Annotated in this window: 16 protein-coding genes and 1 tRNA gene; 7 read left to right on the top strand and 10 right to left on the bottom strand. The window is 60.9% G+C overall.

Annotation, left to right across the window (positions count from 1 at the left end; translation table 11 throughout):
- Positions 1-19 precede the first annotated feature (19 nt).
- Positions 20-95: transfer RNA gene (locus tag AB5Y99_RS09745), tRNA-Val, on the top strand.
- A gap of 329 nt (positions 96-424) precedes the next feature.
- Here AB5Y99_RS09745 and AB5Y99_RS09740 read toward each other — a convergent pair.
- Complete coding sequence (locus tag AB5Y99_RS09740) at positions 425-1,738, bottom strand: sodium-dependent transporter (RefSeq protein WP_113739825.1); 1,314 nt, start codon at positions 1,736-1,738, stop codon at positions 425-427.
- A 432-nt stretch (positions 1,739-2,170) separates the two neighbouring features.
- Here AB5Y99_RS09740 and AB5Y99_RS09735 point away from each other — a divergent pair, with 432 nt between their 5' ends.
- Complete coding sequence (locus tag AB5Y99_RS09735) at positions 2,171-2,890, top strand: substrate-binding periplasmic protein (RefSeq protein WP_368209595.1); 720 nt, start codon at positions 2,171-2,173, stop codon at positions 2,888-2,890.
- 3 nt (positions 2,891-2,893) lie between these two features.
- On the opposite strand, the gene AB5Y99_RS09730 is transcribed toward AB5Y99_RS09735, so the two are convergent.
- Both AB5Y99_RS09730 and AB5Y99_RS09725 read right to left on the bottom strand, forming a co-directional pair.
- Complete coding sequence (locus AB5Y99_RS09730; RefSeq protein ID WP_113739823.1) at positions 2,894-4,207, bottom strand: sodium-dependent transporter; 1,314 nt, start codon at positions 4,205-4,207, stop codon at positions 2,894-2,896.
- A 211-nt stretch (positions 4,208-4,418) separates the two neighbouring features.
- Entirely contained in the window at positions 4,419-5,258 is an 840-nt protein-coding gene (locus AB5Y99_RS09725) for an isopenicillin N synthase family dioxygenase (protein WP_368209593.1), read from the bottom strand.
- 207 nt (positions 5,259-5,465) lie between these two features.
- On the opposite strand from AB5Y99_RS09725, the gene AB5Y99_RS09720 reads away from it, so the two are divergent.
- On the top strand, positions 5,466-6,029 hold the full coding sequence (locus AB5Y99_RS09720; protein ID WP_069554893.1) for a DUF2799 domain-containing protein: 564 nt from the start codon (positions 5,466-5,468) through the stop codon (positions 6,027-6,029).
- A 51-nt stretch (positions 6,030-6,080) separates the two neighbouring features.
- Here the strand turns inward: AB5Y99_RS09720 and AB5Y99_RS09715 are convergent, their stop codons facing one another.
- A complete protein-coding gene (locus AB5Y99_RS09715) occupies positions 6,081-6,899 on the bottom strand; it encodes a Cof-type HAD-IIB family hydrolase (protein WP_064335451.1) in 819 nt (272 codons plus the stop codon).
- Between the two features lie 110 nt (positions 6,900-7,009).
- On the bottom strand, positions 7,010-8,239 hold the full coding sequence (locus AB5Y99_RS09710; protein WP_368209591.1) for an MFS transporter: 1,230 nt from the start codon (positions 8,237-8,239) through the stop codon (positions 7,010-7,012).
- A gap of 106 nt (positions 8,240-8,345) precedes the next feature.
- On the opposite strand from AB5Y99_RS09710, the gene AB5Y99_RS09705 reads away from it, so the two are divergent.
- Together AB5Y99_RS09705 and AB5Y99_RS09700 are read left to right on the top strand one after the other, a co-directional pair.
- Positions 8,346-8,969, top strand: a complete 624-nt coding sequence (locus AB5Y99_RS09705; RefSeq protein ID WP_368209590.1) for a helix-turn-helix transcriptional regulator — start codon at positions 8,346-8,348, stop codon at positions 8,967-8,969.
- Between the two features lie 311 nt (positions 8,970-9,280).
- Entirely contained in the window at positions 9,281-9,757 is a 477-nt protein-coding gene (locus AB5Y99_RS09700) for an Lrp/AsnC family transcriptional regulator (protein ID WP_005304871.1), read from the top strand.
- Positions 9,758-9,888: 131 nt separating this feature from the next.
- Here the strand turns inward: AB5Y99_RS09700 and AB5Y99_RS09695 are convergent, their stop codons facing one another.
- Positions 9,889-10,206, bottom strand: a complete 318-nt coding sequence (locus AB5Y99_RS09695; RefSeq protein ID WP_204385050.1) for a hypothetical protein — start codon at positions 10,204-10,206, stop codon at positions 9,889-9,891.
- 145 nt (positions 10,207-10,351) lie between these two features.
- The gene (locus AB5Y99_RS09690; RefSeq protein ID WP_204385051.1) at positions 10,352-10,579 is read right to left on the bottom strand and encodes a hypothetical protein; all 228 of its coding nucleotides are present in this window, start codon (positions 10,577-10,579) and stop codon (positions 10,352-10,354) included.
- Between the two features lie 206 nt (positions 10,580-10,785).
- On the opposite strand from AB5Y99_RS09690, the gene AB5Y99_RS09685 reads away from it, so the two are divergent.
- Positions 10,786-11,241 (top strand): NUDIX hydrolase, encoded by a 456-nt coding sequence (locus tag AB5Y99_RS09685; protein WP_040068245.1) that lies wholly within the window; start codon positions 10,786-10,788, stop codon positions 11,239-11,241.
- Between the two features lie 58 nt (positions 11,242-11,299).
- Positions 11,300-12,466 carry a chromate efflux transporter gene (chrA, locus tag AB5Y99_RS09680; RefSeq protein WP_368209587.1) on the top strand — a complete coding sequence of 389 codons (1,167 nt, stop codon included), beginning with the start codon at positions 11,300-11,302 and terminating at the stop codon, positions 12,464-12,466.
- 74 nt (positions 12,467-12,540) lie between these two features.
- Here the strand turns inward: chrA and msrB are convergent, their stop codons facing one another.
- The 3 genes from msrB to glgB all read right to left on the bottom strand — a co-directional run bounded on the left by msrB (position 12,541) and on the right by glgB (position 17,329).
- Complete coding sequence (gene msrB / locus AB5Y99_RS09675) at positions 12,541-12,927, bottom strand: peptide-methionine (R)-S-oxide reductase MsrB (RefSeq protein ID WP_042079988.1); 387 nt, start codon at positions 12,925-12,927, stop codon at positions 12,541-12,543.
- Positions 12,928-12,995: 68 nt separating this feature from the next.
- Positions 12,996-15,152 carry a glycogen debranching protein GlgX gene (gene glgX, locus AB5Y99_RS09670; RefSeq protein ID WP_368209585.1) on the bottom strand — a complete coding sequence of 719 codons (2,157 nt, stop codon included), beginning with the start codon at positions 15,150-15,152 and terminating at the stop codon, positions 12,996-12,998.
- A complete protein-coding gene (gene glgB / locus AB5Y99_RS09665) occupies positions 15,152-17,329 on the bottom strand; it encodes a 1,4-alpha-glucan branching protein GlgB (RefSeq protein ID WP_047439608.1) in 2,178 nt (725 codons plus the stop codon). Before glgB ends, glgX begins: the two co-directional genes overlap by 1 nt.
- Between the last annotated feature and the right edge of the window lie 53 nt (positions 17,330-17,382).

The following is a 17,382-nucleotide window of genomic DNA, read 5'->3' as shown; positions in this document are numbered from 1 at the left end:
CCATCATTTCAGAATCCCAGGTCGTTTAGCTCAGCTGGGAGAGCACCTCCCTTACAAGGAGGGGGTCACTGGTTCGATCCCAGTAACGACCACCATATTCGCAAGCGAGGCTGAGATATCAGCTTCAGTTGCAGAGAAAGTCCCCACTCAGATGAGGATTTTTTTTGCCCGCAATTCAGTACTTCAACTTCTTCTGTTGCCGGTGTGGCGAGCCGAACGCCACCTCTTATTGTGCCACTCTGCCACTCTGCCACTCTGCCACTCTGCCACTCTGTCATTTCGCACATCCTCTACTCTGCTCTGCCGAGATTGCCCGACTGCACTCCTGTCCATCGTGATGCTGCTTATATGAACGCCTGCAATAAAGTAAACGCCAGCAATAAAAAGGGCAGGCCAAGGCCTGCCCGCAAGGGTGCGCAAGGCGTTACATGATCCCGCGGATCAGGATCCCGCTGATCAGCAGCGGCGCCACTACGCGCCAGCACCAGAGCAGCGCCAGACGCAGGGCGGGTGACAGGCCCACAGGGAGAATGGCATCACCCAGGCGCCAGCCCAGCAGCAGAGTCAGTACCAGACCAAACAGCGGCATCATCAGATTGGAGGTGAGATAGTCGAGCAGCTCGAAGATGGTCTTGCCAAACAGGGTCAGGTCACTCCAGGGGCCGAACGACAGGCTCACCGGAATGCCGGAGGCCATGATGAGCAGGGTCAGTACCCGGCAGGCGCCACGACGCGACCAGCCCCACTCCTCGGTGGTGAAGCGCACCAGATGCTCCAGCATGGAGATGGAGGAGGAGAGTGCGGCGACCAGCAGCAACAGGAAGAAGACCACCCCCAGCCCCTGACCGAACGGTAGATGGCTGAAAACGGCGGGCATGGTCATAAAGGTGAGCCCGGGCCCGGCAGTGGGGTCGATGCCGGTGGAGGCCAGCGCCGGGAAGATCATCAGCCCAGCCAGTACCGAGATCAGGCTGGCCAGGGTGACGACCCAGACCCCGGAGCGCAGCACCCCTTCGCTATTGGGCAGGTAGGCGCCATAGGTAGTGTGTACCCCGAGCCCGATGGAGAGGGAGAAGAAGGCCAGCCCCAGCGCGTCCAGCACGCTCTGGCCGGTCAGCATGGAGAAGTCCGGCAGCAGCAGCTGGCGCACACCCGCCATGGAGCCCGGCATGGAGAGGCCAACCCCCACCAGCAGCAGCATCATGATGAAGAGCGCGGGCATCATCCAGCGCAGTGCCCGCTCAACCCCTTTCTGAATACCCCCCTGCACGAACCACCAGGTCAGGCCTGCGAAGATCAGATGGGTCAGCACCGGCCACCAGGGGTTGCTGACATAGCCGTTGAACAGGGCGGTGAGGGCGCTCCCCTCGCTCAGGTTGAGCTTGCCAGCCATCGCCAGCGCGGCGTAACCCACGGTCCAGCCGCCCACCACGCTGTAGAAGCTGTAGATAAAGAAGCCGCAGGCGATCCCCATATATCCCATCCAGCGCCAGTTCGGCCCCACCAGTTTGCTAAAAGCGCCGAGCACCCCGCGCTGGCTATGGCTGCCGAGCAGAGTTTCGCCGACCTGTACCGCTACCCCCAGGGTGAAGCTGAACAGCAGAAAAACCAGCAGGAAGGCACCACCGCCATTGGTGGCGGTCACATAGGGAAACTTCCAGATGGCACCAAGGCCAATCGCTGTGCCTGCTGCGGCCAGCACATGACCGAGACGGGAAGACCACTGAACCTGGCTCATACAACCTCCGGGTAACACGACATCGAAGCAATACTCCTGAGTAGCAATAAACGACAGACCATAAAAAAGGCCGCCTGAGGCGACCTTTGCAATGAACGTTCAGAAAAACTGTGCGTGCAAGGTCACCTCTCTTGCGAGCTAAAAAATCGACCAAACAGCACGAGGATGGCAGACATGAGGTGGCAACCTGACTAATGAATGAGGAAACAGCCTAAACCATGGAAAGAATAATTGACACATAAAATCAAAAATTTTTTATGTGTGCCGCTGTCATCACTCTGACTGTACGTACAACTCAATGGGGGAGAACCTCGCAGGGCCGTATCTTTTCTACCTTGTGGCTATTTACTGGGCGATAATCGACATAGCTTCTTCTGGAACTAGTGACTGCAACATGGCGCTGACGGGAACAACGATGAGACAGGATGTCGTATGAGATGGATGGTGTTGCCCTGGTTATTGATCAGCTTGAGTGTGTTGGCGCAGCCCGCATTAACCCTGCTGAGTCACGACTTACCCCCCTTTACCGAATACCGCGACGGCAAGCTCGATGGCTTAGCCATTCGTTTGATTGATGAGGTGCAGGAGGAGCTTGGCACCCGCTATCCGGTGCGGATTTACCCGCTCAAGCGGGCGCTGGCGCTGGCACGGGTCGAGCCCGGCTATGGATTGTTCGTGGTACAGCGGCTCCCGGAGCGGGAGTCCCATTTCAAATGGGTTGGCCCGCTCTTTATCAATCGGGTCTTTATCTATCAGGCGCCGGATAATCGCCACCCGCTGACCTCGCTGGCGCAGCTGCGAGATCTGCCCAGAGTGGGGGTAGTGCTGGGTAATGCCGATGATGTGCGGCTGACCCATGAGGGCTACACCAATCTGGTGCGCTACAAGACGGTCGGGGAGGCGATAGAACGGCTGATGCTGGGCAAGATCGATGCCTTGCCGATGGCGGAGCTGGTGATGGAGGCCACCCTCGACAAGATGGGGTTATCCCGGCGCAGCATCGTCAGCAGTGGTGTATTACTCCATCAGGCCGGTCTCTATATCGTCTTCTCCAAGGGAACGGATGATGCCGAGATCACCCGCTGGCAGCATGCCCTGGAGGCCGTCAGAGCCGCCCAGGGGCGGGCCGATGAGCCCACCCGCGAAGAGTAACCGTCACACCAGACCGCGAATCAAGATCCCGCCGATCAGCAAGGGGGCAATCCAGCGCCAACAGTTCATCAGCAAGTGATGCCAGTGGCTGGCAATCCCCTGTGGCAGCGCCTTGCGTCCCAGCTTCCAGCCCAGCAGCAGCGTCAGCATAAGGCCGAACAGCGGCATCATCAGGTTGGAGGTGACAAAGTCCAGCAGCTCGAAGATGGTTTTGCCAAACAGGGTGGCGTGTTGCAGCGAACCAAACGACAGGCTGACCGGAACACCGCTAACCATGACGAATCCAGTGATGGCGCTGCAGGCCGTGCGGCGTGACCAACCCCAGGTCTCGCACAGGAAGCACTGCAAATGCTCCAGCAGGGAGATGGCCGAGGAGAGCGCCGCAAAGACCAGCAGGGCGAAGAAGATCACCTCAAGCACCTGACCTAAGGGCAGCAGCTGAAACACCGCCGGCATGGTCATAAAGGTGAGACCGGGGCCGGAGGCGGGGTCGATACCGGTCGAGGCCAGCACCGGGAAAATCATCAGCCCCGCCAGTACCGCCACCATGCTGGCCAGCAGCACCACCCAGAGGCTGGAGCGACCAACCCCTTCGCTGGTCGGCAGATAGGCGCCGTAGGTGGTGTGAATGCCCAGACCGATGGAGAGGGAGAAGAAGGCCAGCCCCATGGCATCGAGCACGCCGGACATCCCCAGCTTGCTGAAGTCGGGCATCAGGAAGTGACGTACTCCCGCCATCGCATTGGGCAGGGTGAGGCCAAAGGCGACCAGCATCAGGATCATCAGGAACAGGGCCGGCATCATCCAGCGCAGGGTGCGCTCCACCCCTTTCTGAATGCCTCCTTGCACCACCATCCAGGTGAGGGCGGCAAACAGCAGATGGGTGAGAATGGGCCAGAGGTCGCCGCTGACATAGTCATTGAAGCGGGCGGTGAGGGCTGCTGCATCACCATGGTTGAGATCGCCGGAGATAGCCATGCCGGTATAACCCAGGGTCCAGCCGCCCACCACGCTGTAGAAGCAGTAGATGAGCAGGGTAGAGAGCACCCCCATTACCCCAACCCAGCGCCACTGTTTGCCGAGCAGATCGGAGAAGGCACCGACTACCCCGCGGCGACTCATGCTGCCGAGCAGGGTCTCCCCCATCAGTACCGCAACCCCCAGGGTGAAGCTGAACAGCAGAAAGACCAGCAGGAAGGCGCCGCCGCCGTTGACGGCGGTGACATAGGGGAATTTCCAGATTGCGCCGATACCGACCGCGGAACCCGCTGCGGCGAGGATGTAGCCGAGTCGGGATGACCATTGGGACTGCTTCATAAGAACTCCAATCGAGCGCCCCTTTGCAGGGCAGAATGGCGCTCATGTTACGGAGGTCACTGCGCAATCACTACGACGGTTATCAGGTGTAAATGCGATTTATTGGCATGATTGGCTAATTTAATTCTGTTTTTAGCCCAATCCTGCCACCAAATAAAAAACCGGAGCGAGATTGCTCCGGTTTGGTCTCTGACAATTGCTCGTCGGCGGACTAGATCACCCCGAGCTCCCGCAGCCGCTCCATCAGGTAGCTGTGGGCAGTATGGCGCTCGGAGAGCACCACATCCGGGCGCGGGTGGAGGAACAGCGGCAGGGAGATACGCGACTTGGCGGCACTGCCACCGGTCGGGTTGATGACGCGGTGAGTGGTGGAGGGGTAGTAGCCGCGAGAGGCCTCCTGCAGCATGTCACCGATGTTGATGATGAGGGTGCCAAAGTCACACGGCACATCCATCCACTCGCCGTCGGAACCCTTCACCTGAAGCCCCGGCTCGTTGGCGGCGGGCAGAATGGTGAGCAGGTTGATATCCTCGTGGGCGGCGGCGCGGATGGCACCCGGCTCCTCGGTGCCGTTGAACGGCGGATAGTGCAGCACCCGCAGCAGGGTCTTCTGGCTCTCTTCGATCATCGAGGAGAGGGGGCAGCTGTAGTGAGCGGCGATATCGGCCGGGGTGTACTGCTCTACCCAGCCCAGTAACTCGGCGGCCAGACCGTTGGCGAGGCGGTAGTACTCCATCGCCTGCTCTTTCAGCTCTTCCGGCATCTGGCCCCAGGGGTAGATGTGGAAGTACTCCTTGATGTCTTTCTGGCTATGGCCCTTGGCCACCTCGGAGACCGAGGGCGGGAAGTAGCCATCCTGGGTCTCGCGGTTGAACAGAAAATCCTGCTTCTGCTCGCTCATGAAGAAGCGATACCAGTTTTCGTAGATGGACTGCACCAGCTCTTTCGGAATGGGGTGATTGGTCAACACGCCAAAGCCGGTGGTTCGCAGGGATTCGGTGAAGCGTTGGGCCGCATCGGGTGAGCGGTAATCGACGGTCAGGACTTTCATTGTTTTTGTTGCGCGCCAGTTAAAAGATGGCGCAGTTTACCTTGCACCTGATAACAAGGAAAGCGGGTTGGCTGCCCCGTCTGGCGTGGTCGCGAATAGTGACAAAAATATCAAATAAACCGCACCAGACCGTGCGGGGGCGCATCCCTTGTTATGGCCTTTTATCCTCTCTAGAATGCCGCTCACTATCTTTTCCGGAGTCTGTTCATGTCCCCCAAAATCCTGTTGCTGACCCTGCCGGTATTGCTGGCGGGATGCAGTGCCCTGTCAGAAGATGAGTGCCGCACCATGAGTTGGTACAACCTGGGTTATCAGGATGGATCGGAAGGCAAAACCCGTCAGGCGACCCGCGATTACGTTTCCTCTTGCAGCGAATATGGCCTCAAAGTGGATGAGGCCGAGTGGAAACGGGGCTACGACAAGGGGTTGGAGCTCTACTGCATCCCCGAGCTGGCTTACAGCAAGGGCAAGGAGGGGCAGGCCTATCTGGGGGTATGCCCCAATGACGCCAGCTTCCTCAAGCAGTATCAACGCGGCTACGAAGAGTACAAACTGGCCGCCCGCATGCGGGAGATCAGCGACGAGCTGGAGCGTACCGAGCGGGATATCGATACGCTGGAGCGCAGCATCCGCAACGAAACCAACACGGAACAGCGCGACTACTACCGCGCCAAGCGCGATCGGGCCATTCGCCACTACGAATCCCTGCGCCGGGAGTACAACCGTCTGCGCTATCCGGATCGGGTGATCCAGTTCTCCTTCGGCGGTTAATCCCTCTCTTCATGGCCAGCCCGCGTGCTGGCCATGTTGCATCTTGTCAGATCAGGGCAGTACCCAGCGCTGCAGCGCCAGTGCGATACCATCTTCGTTGTGGTCGGCCGTGACCCGATGGGCATGGCTCTGGATCTGCGGGGCCGCATTGCCCATGGCCACTGCCAGCCCCACCTGCTCGAACATGCTGATGTCGTTGTTGTTGTCCCCAAACGCCACCACCTGCTCCATCGCAATCCCTTCGCTGGCTGCCCACTGGGCAAGCCGGTTGCCCTTGCTGCAACCGGGCTGTACCAGCTCCACCGCATAGGGGGCCGCCCAGTCACGGGTAAAGGGCATCTGCTCGACCACCTCGCCCATAAAGGTGTGCAGGCGCGCCGGATCCTGATTGAACAGCTCCAGTTTCCAGACCGGATTGTCGAGCCAGCCTGCCAGCTCCTCGACCGGGTGGAGGGCGATCTTGAGGTGGTCCGGCTGATTGGCCGACCAGTGGCGGATGCGGGTGACATGCTCTTCACAGCCGATGTAGCCAATGCCCTCGCTCAGGTGGAACAGGGCGCCCATCTGCTGTGCCTCGACCGCGGCCAGCAGCTCGGTAAGCGGGGCAGCCGCCAGCGGGTCGCCGCTGATGATCCGGTTTTGCACCGGATCATAGAGATAGGCGCCATTGCTGCAGATGAGGGGGGTATCGAGGGCCAGCTCGTGGTGGAAGGGGCGTGCCGTCATGTAGTGGCGCCCCGTGACCAGCAGCACCTTGATGCCGTGGGCGCGGGCCTGCGCCAGGGCTGCCCGGGTGGCCGACGAGATCTTGTGATCCCGGGTCAGCAGGGTGCCATCCATATCGAGCGCGATGGCCTTGTACTCACTCATAGCTCCTCCAGCATCGAACAAATCCGTAAAGAGCTTTACCGTCCCAGACCCGGCGCCCCGATGCAAGTCTTGCCCGCGGCCGAAGCACCGAACTGTGATCCCTTCGTGGCTCAGGTGCAGCTGGCCAGCTGTTGACGACGGTCGGCACGGCGGCGCAGCAGATAGAAACCGGCGGCACTGGCAAGGGAGCAGAGGGTGGCGAGATAGAAGGGCCACTCGGTACCGGCCAGCAGCACCAGACTGCCGAGCAGCACTGCCAGGATCTCGCTGCCCACGGCGAGGGCGCGGTAGAGCCCCATCGCCTGCCCCTGCTGCTCCGGGTGACTGCGGTTTGAGATCGCCACCGAGGTGGCCAGCTCCCCCAGACTCATGCCTATGCCAGCCGGAACGAAGGTAAGCGCCAGCCCCCACCAGTGCACAGGCAGGATAAAGAGCAGCATGCCGCTCGCCATCACCAGATGGCCGATAATCCCGAGTGAGCTGCCGCGCCAATGGCGGGCGATGCGGGAGCCGAGCCAGGAGCCCGCCATCATGGGCAAACTCACCAGCACCGCTGCCTGCGCCAGCTGGGCCGGATCCCAGGCCAGCCTCTCCACCAGCCAGATATTGAAGTAGGTGAAATAGAGCTGCACGGCGCCATAGCTGATCAGGGTAAGTGCGAAGTAGGGGAGCAGGGCCGGTTGCAGCAGCAACTGGCGGCTGGAGAGGGTCGCAGTCTGACGGGTGGCCGCCACCGGAGGACGATAGGGGATCAGCCAGTAGACCAGCAGCAGGTTGATCAGGGTCATTCCTACCGCCAGCCAGGCGGCCAGACTGTAATCCCCCGAGATCACCGCGGCGTAGCCCCCGATCATCGGCCCCACGACCCAGCCCAGATTCATGCCGATGTTGATCCAGGCGAAGCTGCGGGCCTTGTGCTCCTTGCCGGCGAGATCCGCCGCCATCGCCTGCACGATGGCTATGTTGCCGTTGCATAGCCCCTCCACAATCCGGCTGAGCAGCAACAGGGGGAGGGAGCGCCAGGCGATACCGAGTGCCATCAGGGCATAGCCTGCCAGTACCCCGGCCAGCGAGAGCAACAGCAGTGGCTTGCGGCCATAGCGGTCGGAGAGCCGTCCGAGCCACGGGCTGCCCACCAGCTGGAACAGGGGATAGAGCCCCATGATGACCCCCAGCCACACCTTGCGGCTCCAGTCGGAGGCTTCCGGCGTCAGCATGCCGTGGGCCGGATCCAGCAGCAAAGGTGCCAATACCGGGGAGGGTAGACTGAAGCCTGCAACTGCCAGCGTGACCGTCATGACCAGCACCCAGAGGGGATTTTTGTGCCCGTGTTTCTCCATGTTGCACCCATTAAGTAAAGTTATTGGTTTATTTATGCTGATTCATAGATGGGATTAAGTAAAGTGAATTGTTGATTTAATAAAGGGCGATCCCCATAATGAGACCATGAACGCAAGCACCGACAAGATCCTGTTTCTGCTCAAGAGCCATGGCCCGCAGAGCGCCGCCGCGCTGGGGGAGCAGTTGCAGATGACCTCCATGGGCGCCCGCCAGCACCTGCTCACGCTCGAGCAGGAGGGGTGGGTTACATTCAGCGACGAGGCGCGCGGGCGCGGTCGTCCCGTGCGGCTGTGGCAGCTCACCGAGCAGGCCTGGCAGCGCTTCCCCGATAGCCATAGCGACCTGACCGTGCAGTTGATCGACAACGTGCGCGAGCTGTTTGGCGAGGAGGGGATGGAACGGCTGATCCAGCAGCGGGAGCAGCAGATGCTTGCTCGCTATCAGGAGGCGCTGGGGTCCCATGGCCTCTCTGGCCAGCTGGCGGCGCTCAAGGAGCTGCGTACTCGCGAGGGCTACATGGCGGAGATCCGCCGCGAAGAGGATGGCAGCTGGCTGCTGTGGGAGAGCCACTGTCCCATCTGTGCGGCGGCGCGCACCTGCCGCGGTTTCTGTCGCAGCGAACTGGCGCTGTTTCGCCAGCTGCTGGCGCCGGCGACGGTGGAGCGGGAGCAATATCTGCTGGAGGGGGCGCATCGCTGCCTCTATCGCATCACGCCGCCCGCGCTCTGATTTCGTCAAACGCCCAAAAACAACAAAGCAGGCGCCGGGATGCCTGCTTTGTTGCCTTCGGGGAGGGGGTTCTCTCGTTCCAGCCCGTCGTTTCCCGATAAGGTAAGACGGCTGATGGGGCTCTTGACTCGGTAAGGTCCTTCACCGCAGAGACCCGGTCAGGTATCTGCTTTGCCACCGGAAGATGTAACCATAGTATCCCTCCCGTGCCGGTGAGTGGTTGCAAAGTAACCACTTATTTCGGTTGTTTTTGCAATAGTTCACCCTTAATCTAGGAAAAGTGGATTAGTCATTGCAACGAGGAAGGGTAAATGCTGAAACTTGATCGCATAGACAGACATATTCTCGAGCTGATGCAGGAGAATGGCCGCATCAGCAATCTGGAACTGGCCGAGCTGGTCGGGCTCTCCCCGTCCCCCTGCTCCCGCCGGGTCAAGGCGCTGGAGGATGCCGGCCTCATCGACACCCACGTTACTCTGCTCAACGCCCGCCAGCTTGGCCTCACCCTCACCGCCTACATTCACATTTCCATGGACAGACATACGCCCGAGCGGTTCGAAAACTTCGATCGCGCCATCAGCGAGTTGCCCGAAGTGCTGGAGTGTGACCTCATCACCGGCAATGATGCCGACTACCAGCTCAAGGTGGTGGTGCGCGACATGGAGCACTACCAGCACTTCCTGCTGGACAAACTGACCCATATTCCGGGGGTGACCGGTGTGCGCTCCAGCTTCGTGCTGCGCCGCATCAAGCACAAGACGGCGCTGCCGCTCAACCATCTGGGTTGAGGCTGCGCAAACCGCTTAATAGAAACAGAAAGAGGAGGCCAGTGGCCTCCTCTTTTGCTATTCGCTCTTGGTTATTCGGTAGTGGTTATCGGTCTGGATTAGCTGTCGCGGTGACGGGGCGACTGCCGCTGTCAGACGCTGACCTGGCTGATGTCTTCCACCTGCAGCAGCCAGCCGCTCTGCTCCTGCTGCGGTTCGCCGCTGACCCGCAGCCGCTCGCCGGTCGGCACCCACAGCCCCTCGGGCAGGGAGACCAGCAGGCTCTCGCTGCCGTTGTCGAACAGCCAGCGATCTTCGCCAAGCGATTCAATCAGATAACCTTCCATCTCCACTCTGGACTCGGCTTGCCAGGATGGCGCAACGGAATCACGGCTCTCGATGAAATCCCCCTGAACACCAAAACTGGCTAGCCCCCACAGAATGGAGAGCCCGACGATGGATGTTTGCATCTTGTCTCTCCTCTTTTGGAACTGTAGGGCCAGTATGGGAACAGAAAACTGAGCGCACCATGAACAAGGTGGCAAAGTGCTGGCGAGATCGCGAAAAAATCCGGCCAATTGGCCGGCAGTGTCATTTTATGGTGCCTGGATCACACTATTTGGCGGCTTCTTCTGCCATCCGTTCAGCTCTTGGCTTATTCGTCCACATGGCTACCCCGCGATGATCCCCACAGATCCCCTCTGCTACCACGGCGCGAACCCGGGTGCCATCTTTGCAAATGGCCTGCCAGGCGTCGGCATCATCGATGGTGAGCGAGTTGGGGGGCGGCGTGGTTTGGCAAGCCGTGAGCAGCAGGGCGCACAGGGGGAGCAATTCTTTCATGGCGGACTCCTCGGGGTAATGGGGGACTGAGAGGATTGGGATGACCTCTTCATCCGGGCTTCACTCCCCAGCATCAGTGATAACCGGTTAAGGGGCAAGGGGAGGGGTCACCGACAGGCGCAGGTGCAGTGCAGCCGGGGCTTGCCCTGTGCCCTCCTTGGGCCTAAGGTGGGGCCGTTTTACTGCCTTATTGAAGGAGCGTTTTCATGTCCACTCTCTATCCCCGCGTCGGGGTCGGCGTCATCCTGACCAACGCCCAAGGCCAGGTGCTGCTTGGCAAACGCAAAGGGAGCCATGCCCCCTACTGGTCGATCCCGGGTGGTCATCTGGAGTTGGGGGAGAGCTTCGAGTCGGCGGCGATCCGCGAGGTGGCCGAGGAGACGGGACTTGAGATCCACGGGCCCGAGGTGGTGGCGGTGACCAACAATCTGGAGACCTGGCGCGAGAGCGGGCTGCACTATATCTCGGTGACGCTGCACGCTAAGGCCGATGGTGAACCGCAGCTGCTGGAGCCGGAGAAGTGCGAAGGCTGGGTCTGGTGCGATCCGCGCGAGTTGCCCGAGCCCCATTTCGACGCCAGCCGTCAGTCCATCGCCTGCTGGCTGGCGGGACGCTGCTATCTGCCGGGTGATGTGCCCATGGTGTCGGCCGAATCAGTCTGATTGTCATAAAACGATCATCGCGCTGTCATAATATCCCCTCTCCATCGGGAGAAGAGGGATGAGGGAGAAGAGCGTGGGACAGGTATTTATTCAGTTTTTATGGCTGGGATGCATCAGCTTTGGTGGTCCGGCCGCTCATATCGGCTATTTCCAGCGCACCTTCGTCCAGCGGCTCGGCTGGCTGACACAGGCCGAATTTGCTCGCTTGCTGGCGCTGTGCCAACTGCTGCCGGGGCCCGCCTCCAGCCAGCTTGGTTTCGCCATCGGTCGTCATCGCGCCGGTCTGGGCGGGGCGCTCTCAGCTTTTCTTGGCTTCACGCTGCCCTCATTTCTTCTGCTACTGGTGGCCGCGATCGGCATCGGCCAGCTGGGTAGCAATCTGTGGCTCGAAGCTGCCTTGCATGGCCTTAAACTGCTGGCGCTCATCGTGGTGGCCGATGCGGTGCTCACCATGAGTCGTCAGTTCTGTGCCACTGGAGTGACCCAAGGGATTATGGTGGTGACCGCTGCTGCACTCTGGTGGCAGCCCGGTCTGCTGACTCAACTGTTGATGCTGGCGGGAGCTGCTCTGATCTGCGCCCGCAGCCAGCGCGGGGCGGGTAGTCGCCCAGCCTCCGCCGAGCTGCCTTCTGCCGCCAGCAGTCAGCCTCATTGGCCGACCCTTCTGCTGTTTGGCATCCTTTTTATCGGTCTGCCGCTGCTCGGTAGTCCGCTTGGTCAGCTGGTTGCCGACTTCTATCGCGCAGGTTGTCTGGTGTTTGGCGGTGGCCATGTGGTGCTGCCGCTACTGCAAGAGAGCGTGGGACACACTCTCAACGAGCAGCAGTTTCTGACCGGTTACAGCTTGGCCCAGTTGGTGCCGGGCCCCATGTTTACCCTTGCCACCTATCTTGGCGCCCAGTTGCAGCCCGAGATGCCGATGATCGGGGCCCTGTTGGCGACCCTGGCGCTCTTTGCACCCGGCTTTCTGCTGCTCTGGGCGGTGGGCCCCTGCTGGCAACAGTGGCTGGCCCGGCCCCGTCTGGCGGGGGCCGTCACCGGAATCAACGCCGCCGTGGTGGGCTTGTTGCTGGCGGCCCTCTATCAGCCGGTGTGGCAGAGCGCGGTGCTGGCGCCGACCGATCTGGCGCTGGCTGCCATCGGCTTTTATCTGCTGCGTGTGGTGAAGTTGCCGGTGCCGGCCATCGCGGCCCTGCTGGTGATGGCCGCCATCCTGCTGGCGTGAATGCGGTGAAATCCCGATAAAAAAACGGCGCCTCCATAACGGAGGCGCCGTTTTTATTGCAATGGGTAAACCGTTCAGACTTCGGGTTCGAAATCCAGACTCAGGCTGTTGACGCAGTAGCGCTGGCCGGTCTCGGTCGGTCCATCGGGGAAGACGTGACCGAGGTGAGAGCCGCACTGGCGGCAGGTGATCTCAACCCGCTTCATGCCGTGGCTGTTGTCTTCGGTGTACTCCACCGTCCCCTCGATGGCCTTGTCGAACGAGGGCCAGCCGCAGCCGGAATCAAACTTGGCACCTGAGTGAAACAGTACGCTCTTGCAGCAGACACAGAGGTAGTCGCCGCTCTTGCGATTGTGGAGCAGGGCGCCGCTGTAGGGGCGTTCGGTGCCCTTCTCCCAGCAGACGTGAAACTGCTCGGCGGTCAGTTTACTGCGCCACTGTTCCGGATTGTTACTGCTCATACCGACTCCTTGCCATCCATACCGGAGCCCAGCATAACGGCTCTGTAAAGCTGACTCCAGCATGCCTCTTATGCTTTGCCTGTATCTGTGATCGAGGTGGCAACCATCTCCTCACCGGATGCAGGGAGAATTTCCTGCTGCGGTGGCTGGGCATCCTCCGCCGTGCTGGCCAGCGCCACCCGCTCCAGCAGTTTGAGGGAGTGGGCCCGGCCGACCGCTACCTGCCGTTTGATGTCATCGGGCAGGAAGGGCAGCCCATCGTTGGTGGCGGTGTCGATGGTCTGGATCCACTCCAGCCCTTCTCCCGGAGGCGGCAGGCGGAACTGGATGTCGTAATCGCTGGCGTTGAACAGCACGTACCAGCGCTCGCCGACACAGTTGATCATGCCGATATCCATGGCGAACGCCTGCCCCATGGGGGCGTGCCAATCCTGATCGGTGAGCTGGTGGCCGTCCGGGTGATACCAGTTGACCTGATGGCAGCTGGACGGTGCGCCATTCCAGCTGTCGTCGCTCAGCTGCAGGTTGGAGAAGACGCAGGACTCTGCCCGCAGTGCCATCATCTGCTGGGTGAAGGCGAACAGCCGCTCATCCTCCGGCCGCCACTGCCAGTTGACCCAGCTGATCTGGTTGTCCTGACAGTAGGCGTTGTTATTGCCAAGCTGGCTGCGTCCCATCTCGTCGCCGGCGAGGAAGTGGGGAGTGCCTTGGGAGAGCAGCAGGGTGGCAATCAGATTGCGCTTCTGCTGCTGGCGCAAGCTGTTGACCCGCGGATCCAGGGTTGGTCCCTCTACCCCGTGGTTATAGGAGAGGTTGTTGCCGTGGCCGTCCCGATTGTCTTCACCGTTGGCCTGATTGTGGCGCTGGTTGTAGGAGACCAGATCCTCCAGGGTGAAACCGTCGTGATAGCAGAGGTAGTTGACGCTGGTGTGGGGGGAGCGCCAGTTTTTCGGGAAGATATCCCGCGAACCCACCAGACGGGTGGCGAAGTCCCCCATCTTGCCCGCATCACCGCGCCAGAAGGCGCGCACCGTGTCGCGGTAGCGGTCATTGATCTCCTGCCACTGGCTCGGGAATTGACCCAGCCGGTAGCCGAAGGGACCGATATCCCAGGGTTCGGCGATGAGCTTGACCTGTGACAGCACAGGGTCGGCCATCACGGCCTTGAAGAAGGCGCCCATGGGCTCGAACTCCCCCGCTTCCCGCGCCAGCGTCACCGCCAGATCGAAACGGAAGCCATCCACCTGCATCTCGGTGACCCAGTAGCGCAGGGCATCGAGCACCAGCCGCAGGGTGTTGGGGTGATCCAGATTGACGCTGTTGCCACAGCCAGTCACGTTGGCGTGACGGGTGTAGTCCGAGCCGTGGGGGCCCGCTTCGAAGGCGTAGTAACCGGCGTTGTCAAAGCCCTTGAACGAGAGGGTAGGGCCATCGAAGCCAGAGGCGGCAGTGTGGTTGTAGACCACATCCAGGATCACCTCGAGCCCGGCCCGGTGCAGCTCGCGCACCATGGTCTTGAACTCGGTCACTGCCTCGTCGGCCCTGGTGCTGTAGCGTGGCTCCGGGGCGAAGAAGGCGATGGGGTTGTAGCCCCAGTAGTTGGTTAGTCCCAGCTGCTCCAGTCGCGGTTCCGACATGAAGGCGGCCACCGGCATCAGCTGCACCGAGGTGATACCGAGGCTCTTCATGTGCTCGATAACCAGCGGGTGACAGATGCCAAGGTAGGTGCCCTGCAGTGTTTTGGGGATCCCCGGATGCTGCTTGGTAAAGCCCTTGACGTGGGTCTCGTAGATAATGGTGCGGGCCGGACTGATCCCGGGTTTGCCAACCCCTTGCCAGTCAAAACTGTCATCCACTACCACCGACTTGGCAATCATCCCGGCACTGTCACCCTGATAGAGGGCTTCATCCCAGTAGGTGGGACGACTGAGCGCCCTGGCGTAGGGGTCAATCAGCAGTTTTTGCGGATCGAACAGCATCCCCTCCTGCGGGGTGCCATAGACCCGATAGCCGTAGCGCTGACCGGCCTTTACACCGCGCACGTAGCCAAAGCGATACTGGCCACGGCGGCCGGGCAACTCCAGCCGCATCAGCTCCTGCTCCTGCTCGTCGTACAGGCAGATCTCCACCTTGTCCGACTGGGGGGCCCAGACGCAGAAGTGGCAACCGTTCTCGTCAAGGCGGGCCCCCAGCGGGTGGCCCACCCCTTTTTCCATTACAAGCATCAAGACTCCTGTTTGATAAACAAGGTCGCCAGCGGCGGCAGATCCAGCACTATGCTGTGTGCCATCCCCTGCCAGGGGGTCGGCTCGGCAGCGAACACCAGACCTACATCATAGTTACTGCCCCAGTAATACTCGCTGTCGGTGTTGAGCACCACCCGATAGTGGCCCGCAGCTGGGACGCCGATCCGATATTCGAGACGGGGCACCGGGGTGAAGTTGCAAGCCACCACAATAGCCTGCTTGCCCTCTTTGTCCGCCCGCAGCCAGGCAAAGATGCTGTTGTCGGCATCGTTGTGATCCAGCCAGCGGAAGCCGGTCTGCTCATAATCGGCCTGATACAAGGCAGGCTCATGACGGTAGAGGTGGTTGAGATCGTGGATCAGCCGCTGCTGACCGGCATGCTTGGGATATTGCAGCAGATGCCACGGCAGCTGGGCGTCGTGGTTCCACTCGTTGCTCTGGGCGATTTCGGTGCCCATGAAGTTGAGCTTCTTGCCCGGGTGGGCGTACATGAAGCCCATGTAGGCCCGCAGGTTGGCGGCTTGCTGCCACTCGTCGCCCGGCATCTTGTAGAGCATGGAGTGCTTGCCGTGCACCACCTCGTCGTGGGAGAGCGACAGGATGAAGTTCTCGTCATAGTGGTAAACCATGGAGAAGGTCATGTCGTTGTGGTGGTAGCGACGGTGGATCGGCTCTTTCTGCATATAGGTGAGGGTGTCGTGCATCCAGCCCATATTCCACTTGAAGCCAAAGCCGAGGCCGCCGAGGAAGGTGGGGCGGGAGACACCGGCAAAGGCGGTGGACTCTTCGGCTATGGTCATGGCGTGGGGATACTTGCCGTAGACCTCCTCGTTGGTCCACTTCAAGAGGCTGATCGCCTCGTAGTTGTGGTTGCCGCCATCGACGTTCGGTACCCACTCACCGGCGTTGCGGGAGTAGTCCAGATAGAGCATGGAGGCGACCGCATCCACCCGCAGTCCGTCGATGTGGAACTTGTCGAGCCAGAACAGCGCGCTCGCCACCAGGAACTGGCGCACTGTGTCGCGGCCGAAGTCATAGATGTAGGAGTTCCAGTCCGGGTGCCAGCCACGGCGCGGATCCTCGTACTCGTAGAGCGGGGTGCCATCGAAGCGGGCCAGGCCGTGGGCATCGGACGGGAAGTGGGCGGGTACCCAGTCCAGAATGATGCCGATACCGGCCTGGTGGCACTGGTCGACGAAGTATTTGAAATCATCGGCGGTGCCGTAGCGGCTGGTGGGGGAGAACATACCCACCGGCTGGTAGCCCCAGGAGCCGCTGAAGGGGTGCTCGGAGACCGGCAGCAGCTCGATGTGGGTGTACTCCATCTCCTTGACGTAGGCGACCAGCTCCACTGCCAGCTCGCGCCAGCTCAGGCTGTCGCCGTTGGGGTGGCGCTTCCAGGAGCCGACGTGCAGCTCATAGATGGAGAGCGGCTGCTCGCGTTTGTCGTTGTGCTGGCTGGCAATCCACTCGGCATCCTGCCACTGGTACTGGGCGTGGTCATAGACCACGGAGGCGAACGACGGATACTGCTCGCAGTAAAAGCCGACCGGATCGCTCTTGTGGGGCAGCCGGTTGCCCATGGGATCCTTGAGTTCGAACTTGTAGCGATCCCCGGCCTTGAGGCCCGGCACAAACAGCACCCAGTGACCGCAGAGGCTGCGCTGCATCGGGTGGCGGCGGCCATCCCAGAAGTTGAAATCGCCGATGAGGCTCACGGCGGTGGCGCTCGGTGCATAGACCGCAAAACGCACCCCTTCCACCTGCTGGCCAAGATGTTCCACGGTGCGCAGCTGGGCGCCAAGGGTGTGGTAGAGGTTTTCCGGCTGGGCGGTCAGTTCGGCCAGGCCTGCCCAGGCGGCATCCTGAAATTGATAGGGGTCGATGACCTCGGTGGTGGCATCTTGGTAGCTGGCGATCAGCTGATAGGGGAAGGAGTTTTTGCGGCGGGTGAAAACAGTTTCAAAAAGACCCGATTCATCGGTGGGCGCCAGGGTGGCAACGACTTTGCCCGACTTGAGATCCTTGACGCGAACTTCGAGGGCATCAGGCAACCAGGCGGTCAGTTTTAGGCCAGGCCCATCCGGATTGGCCTGCAGGCCTAAGTGAGAGAAGGGATCGGAACAGCGGGCAGCAACCAAACGTTCAACGAGCATCGAGATTTCCTTTCATGACAGAGCATCCACTCCGGCCGAAGCCGGAGTGGATT

It is taken from the genome of Aeromonas sp. R4-2 (genome assembly GCF_040908295.1).
Lineage (GTDB): Bacteria > Pseudomonadota > Gammaproteobacteria > Enterobacterales > Aeromonadaceae > Aeromonas > Aeromonas veronii.
The sequence above is the reverse complement of the archived record's forward strand: the minus strand, read 5'-3'. Positions and strand labels throughout refer to the sequence as shown.

What these genes read in the sequence shown, in the direction of transcription:
- AB5Y99_RS09740 (WP_113739825.1), bottom strand. Translation starts at nt 1,738, where the DNA reads ATGAGCCAGGTTCAGTGGTCTTCCCGTCTCGGTCATGTGCTGGCCGCA.
- AB5Y99_RS09735 (WP_368209595.1), top strand. Translation starts at nt 2,171, where the DNA reads ATGAGATGGATGGTGTTGCCCTGGTTATTGATCAGCTTGAGTGTGTTG.
- AB5Y99_RS09730 (WP_113739823.1), bottom strand. Translation starts at nt 4,207, where the DNA reads ATGAAGCAGTCCCAATGGTCATCCCGACTCGGCTACATCCTCGCCGCA.
- AB5Y99_RS09725 (WP_368209593.1), bottom strand. Translation starts at nt 5,258, where the DNA reads ATGAAAGTCCTGACCGTCGATTACCGCTCACCCGATGCGGCCCAACGC.
- AB5Y99_RS09720 (WP_069554893.1), top strand. Translation starts at nt 5,466, where the DNA reads ATGTCCCCCAAAATCCTGTTGCTGACCCTGCCGGTATTGCTGGCGGGA.
- AB5Y99_RS09715 (WP_064335451.1), bottom strand. Translation starts at nt 6,899, where the DNA reads ATGAGTGAGTACAAGGCCATCGCGCTCGATATGGATGGCACCCTGCTG.
- AB5Y99_RS09710 (WP_368209591.1), bottom strand. Translation starts at nt 8,239, where the DNA reads ATGGAGAAACACGGGCACAAAAATCCCCTCTGGGTGCTGGTCATGACG.
- AB5Y99_RS09705 (WP_368209590.1), top strand. Translation starts at nt 8,346, where the DNA reads ATGAACGCAAGCACCGACAAGATCCTGTTTCTGCTCAAGAGCCATGGC.
- AB5Y99_RS09700 (WP_005304871.1), top strand. Translation starts at nt 9,281, where the DNA reads ATGCTGAAACTTGATCGCATAGACAGACATATTCTCGAGCTGATGCAG.
- AB5Y99_RS09695 (WP_204385050.1), bottom strand. Translation starts at nt 10,206, where the DNA reads ATGCAAACATCCATCGTCGGGCTCTCCATTCTGTGGGGGCTAGCCAGT.
- AB5Y99_RS09690 (WP_204385051.1), bottom strand. Translation starts at nt 10,579, where the DNA reads ATGAAAGAATTGCTCCCCCTGTGCGCCCTGCTGCTCACGGCTTGCCAA.
- AB5Y99_RS09685 (WP_040068245.1), top strand. Translation starts at nt 10,786, where the DNA reads ATGTCCACTCTCTATCCCCGCGTCGGGGTCGGCGTCATCCTGACCAAC.
- chrA (WP_368209587.1), top strand. Translation starts at nt 11,300, where the DNA reads ATGAGGGAGAAGAGCGTGGGACAGGTATTTATTCAGTTTTTATGGCTG.
- msrB (WP_042079988.1), bottom strand. Translation starts at nt 12,927, where the DNA reads ATGAGCAGTAACAATCCGGAACAGTGGCGCAGTAAACTGACCGCCGAG.
- glgX (WP_368209585.1), bottom strand. Translation starts at nt 15,152, where the DNA reads ATGCTTGTAATGGAAAAAGGGGTGGGCCACCCGCTGGGGGCCCGCCTT.
- glgB (WP_047439608.1), bottom strand. Translation starts at nt 17,329, where the DNA reads ATGCTCGTTGAACGTTTGGTTGCTGCCCGCTGTTCCGATCCCTTCTCT.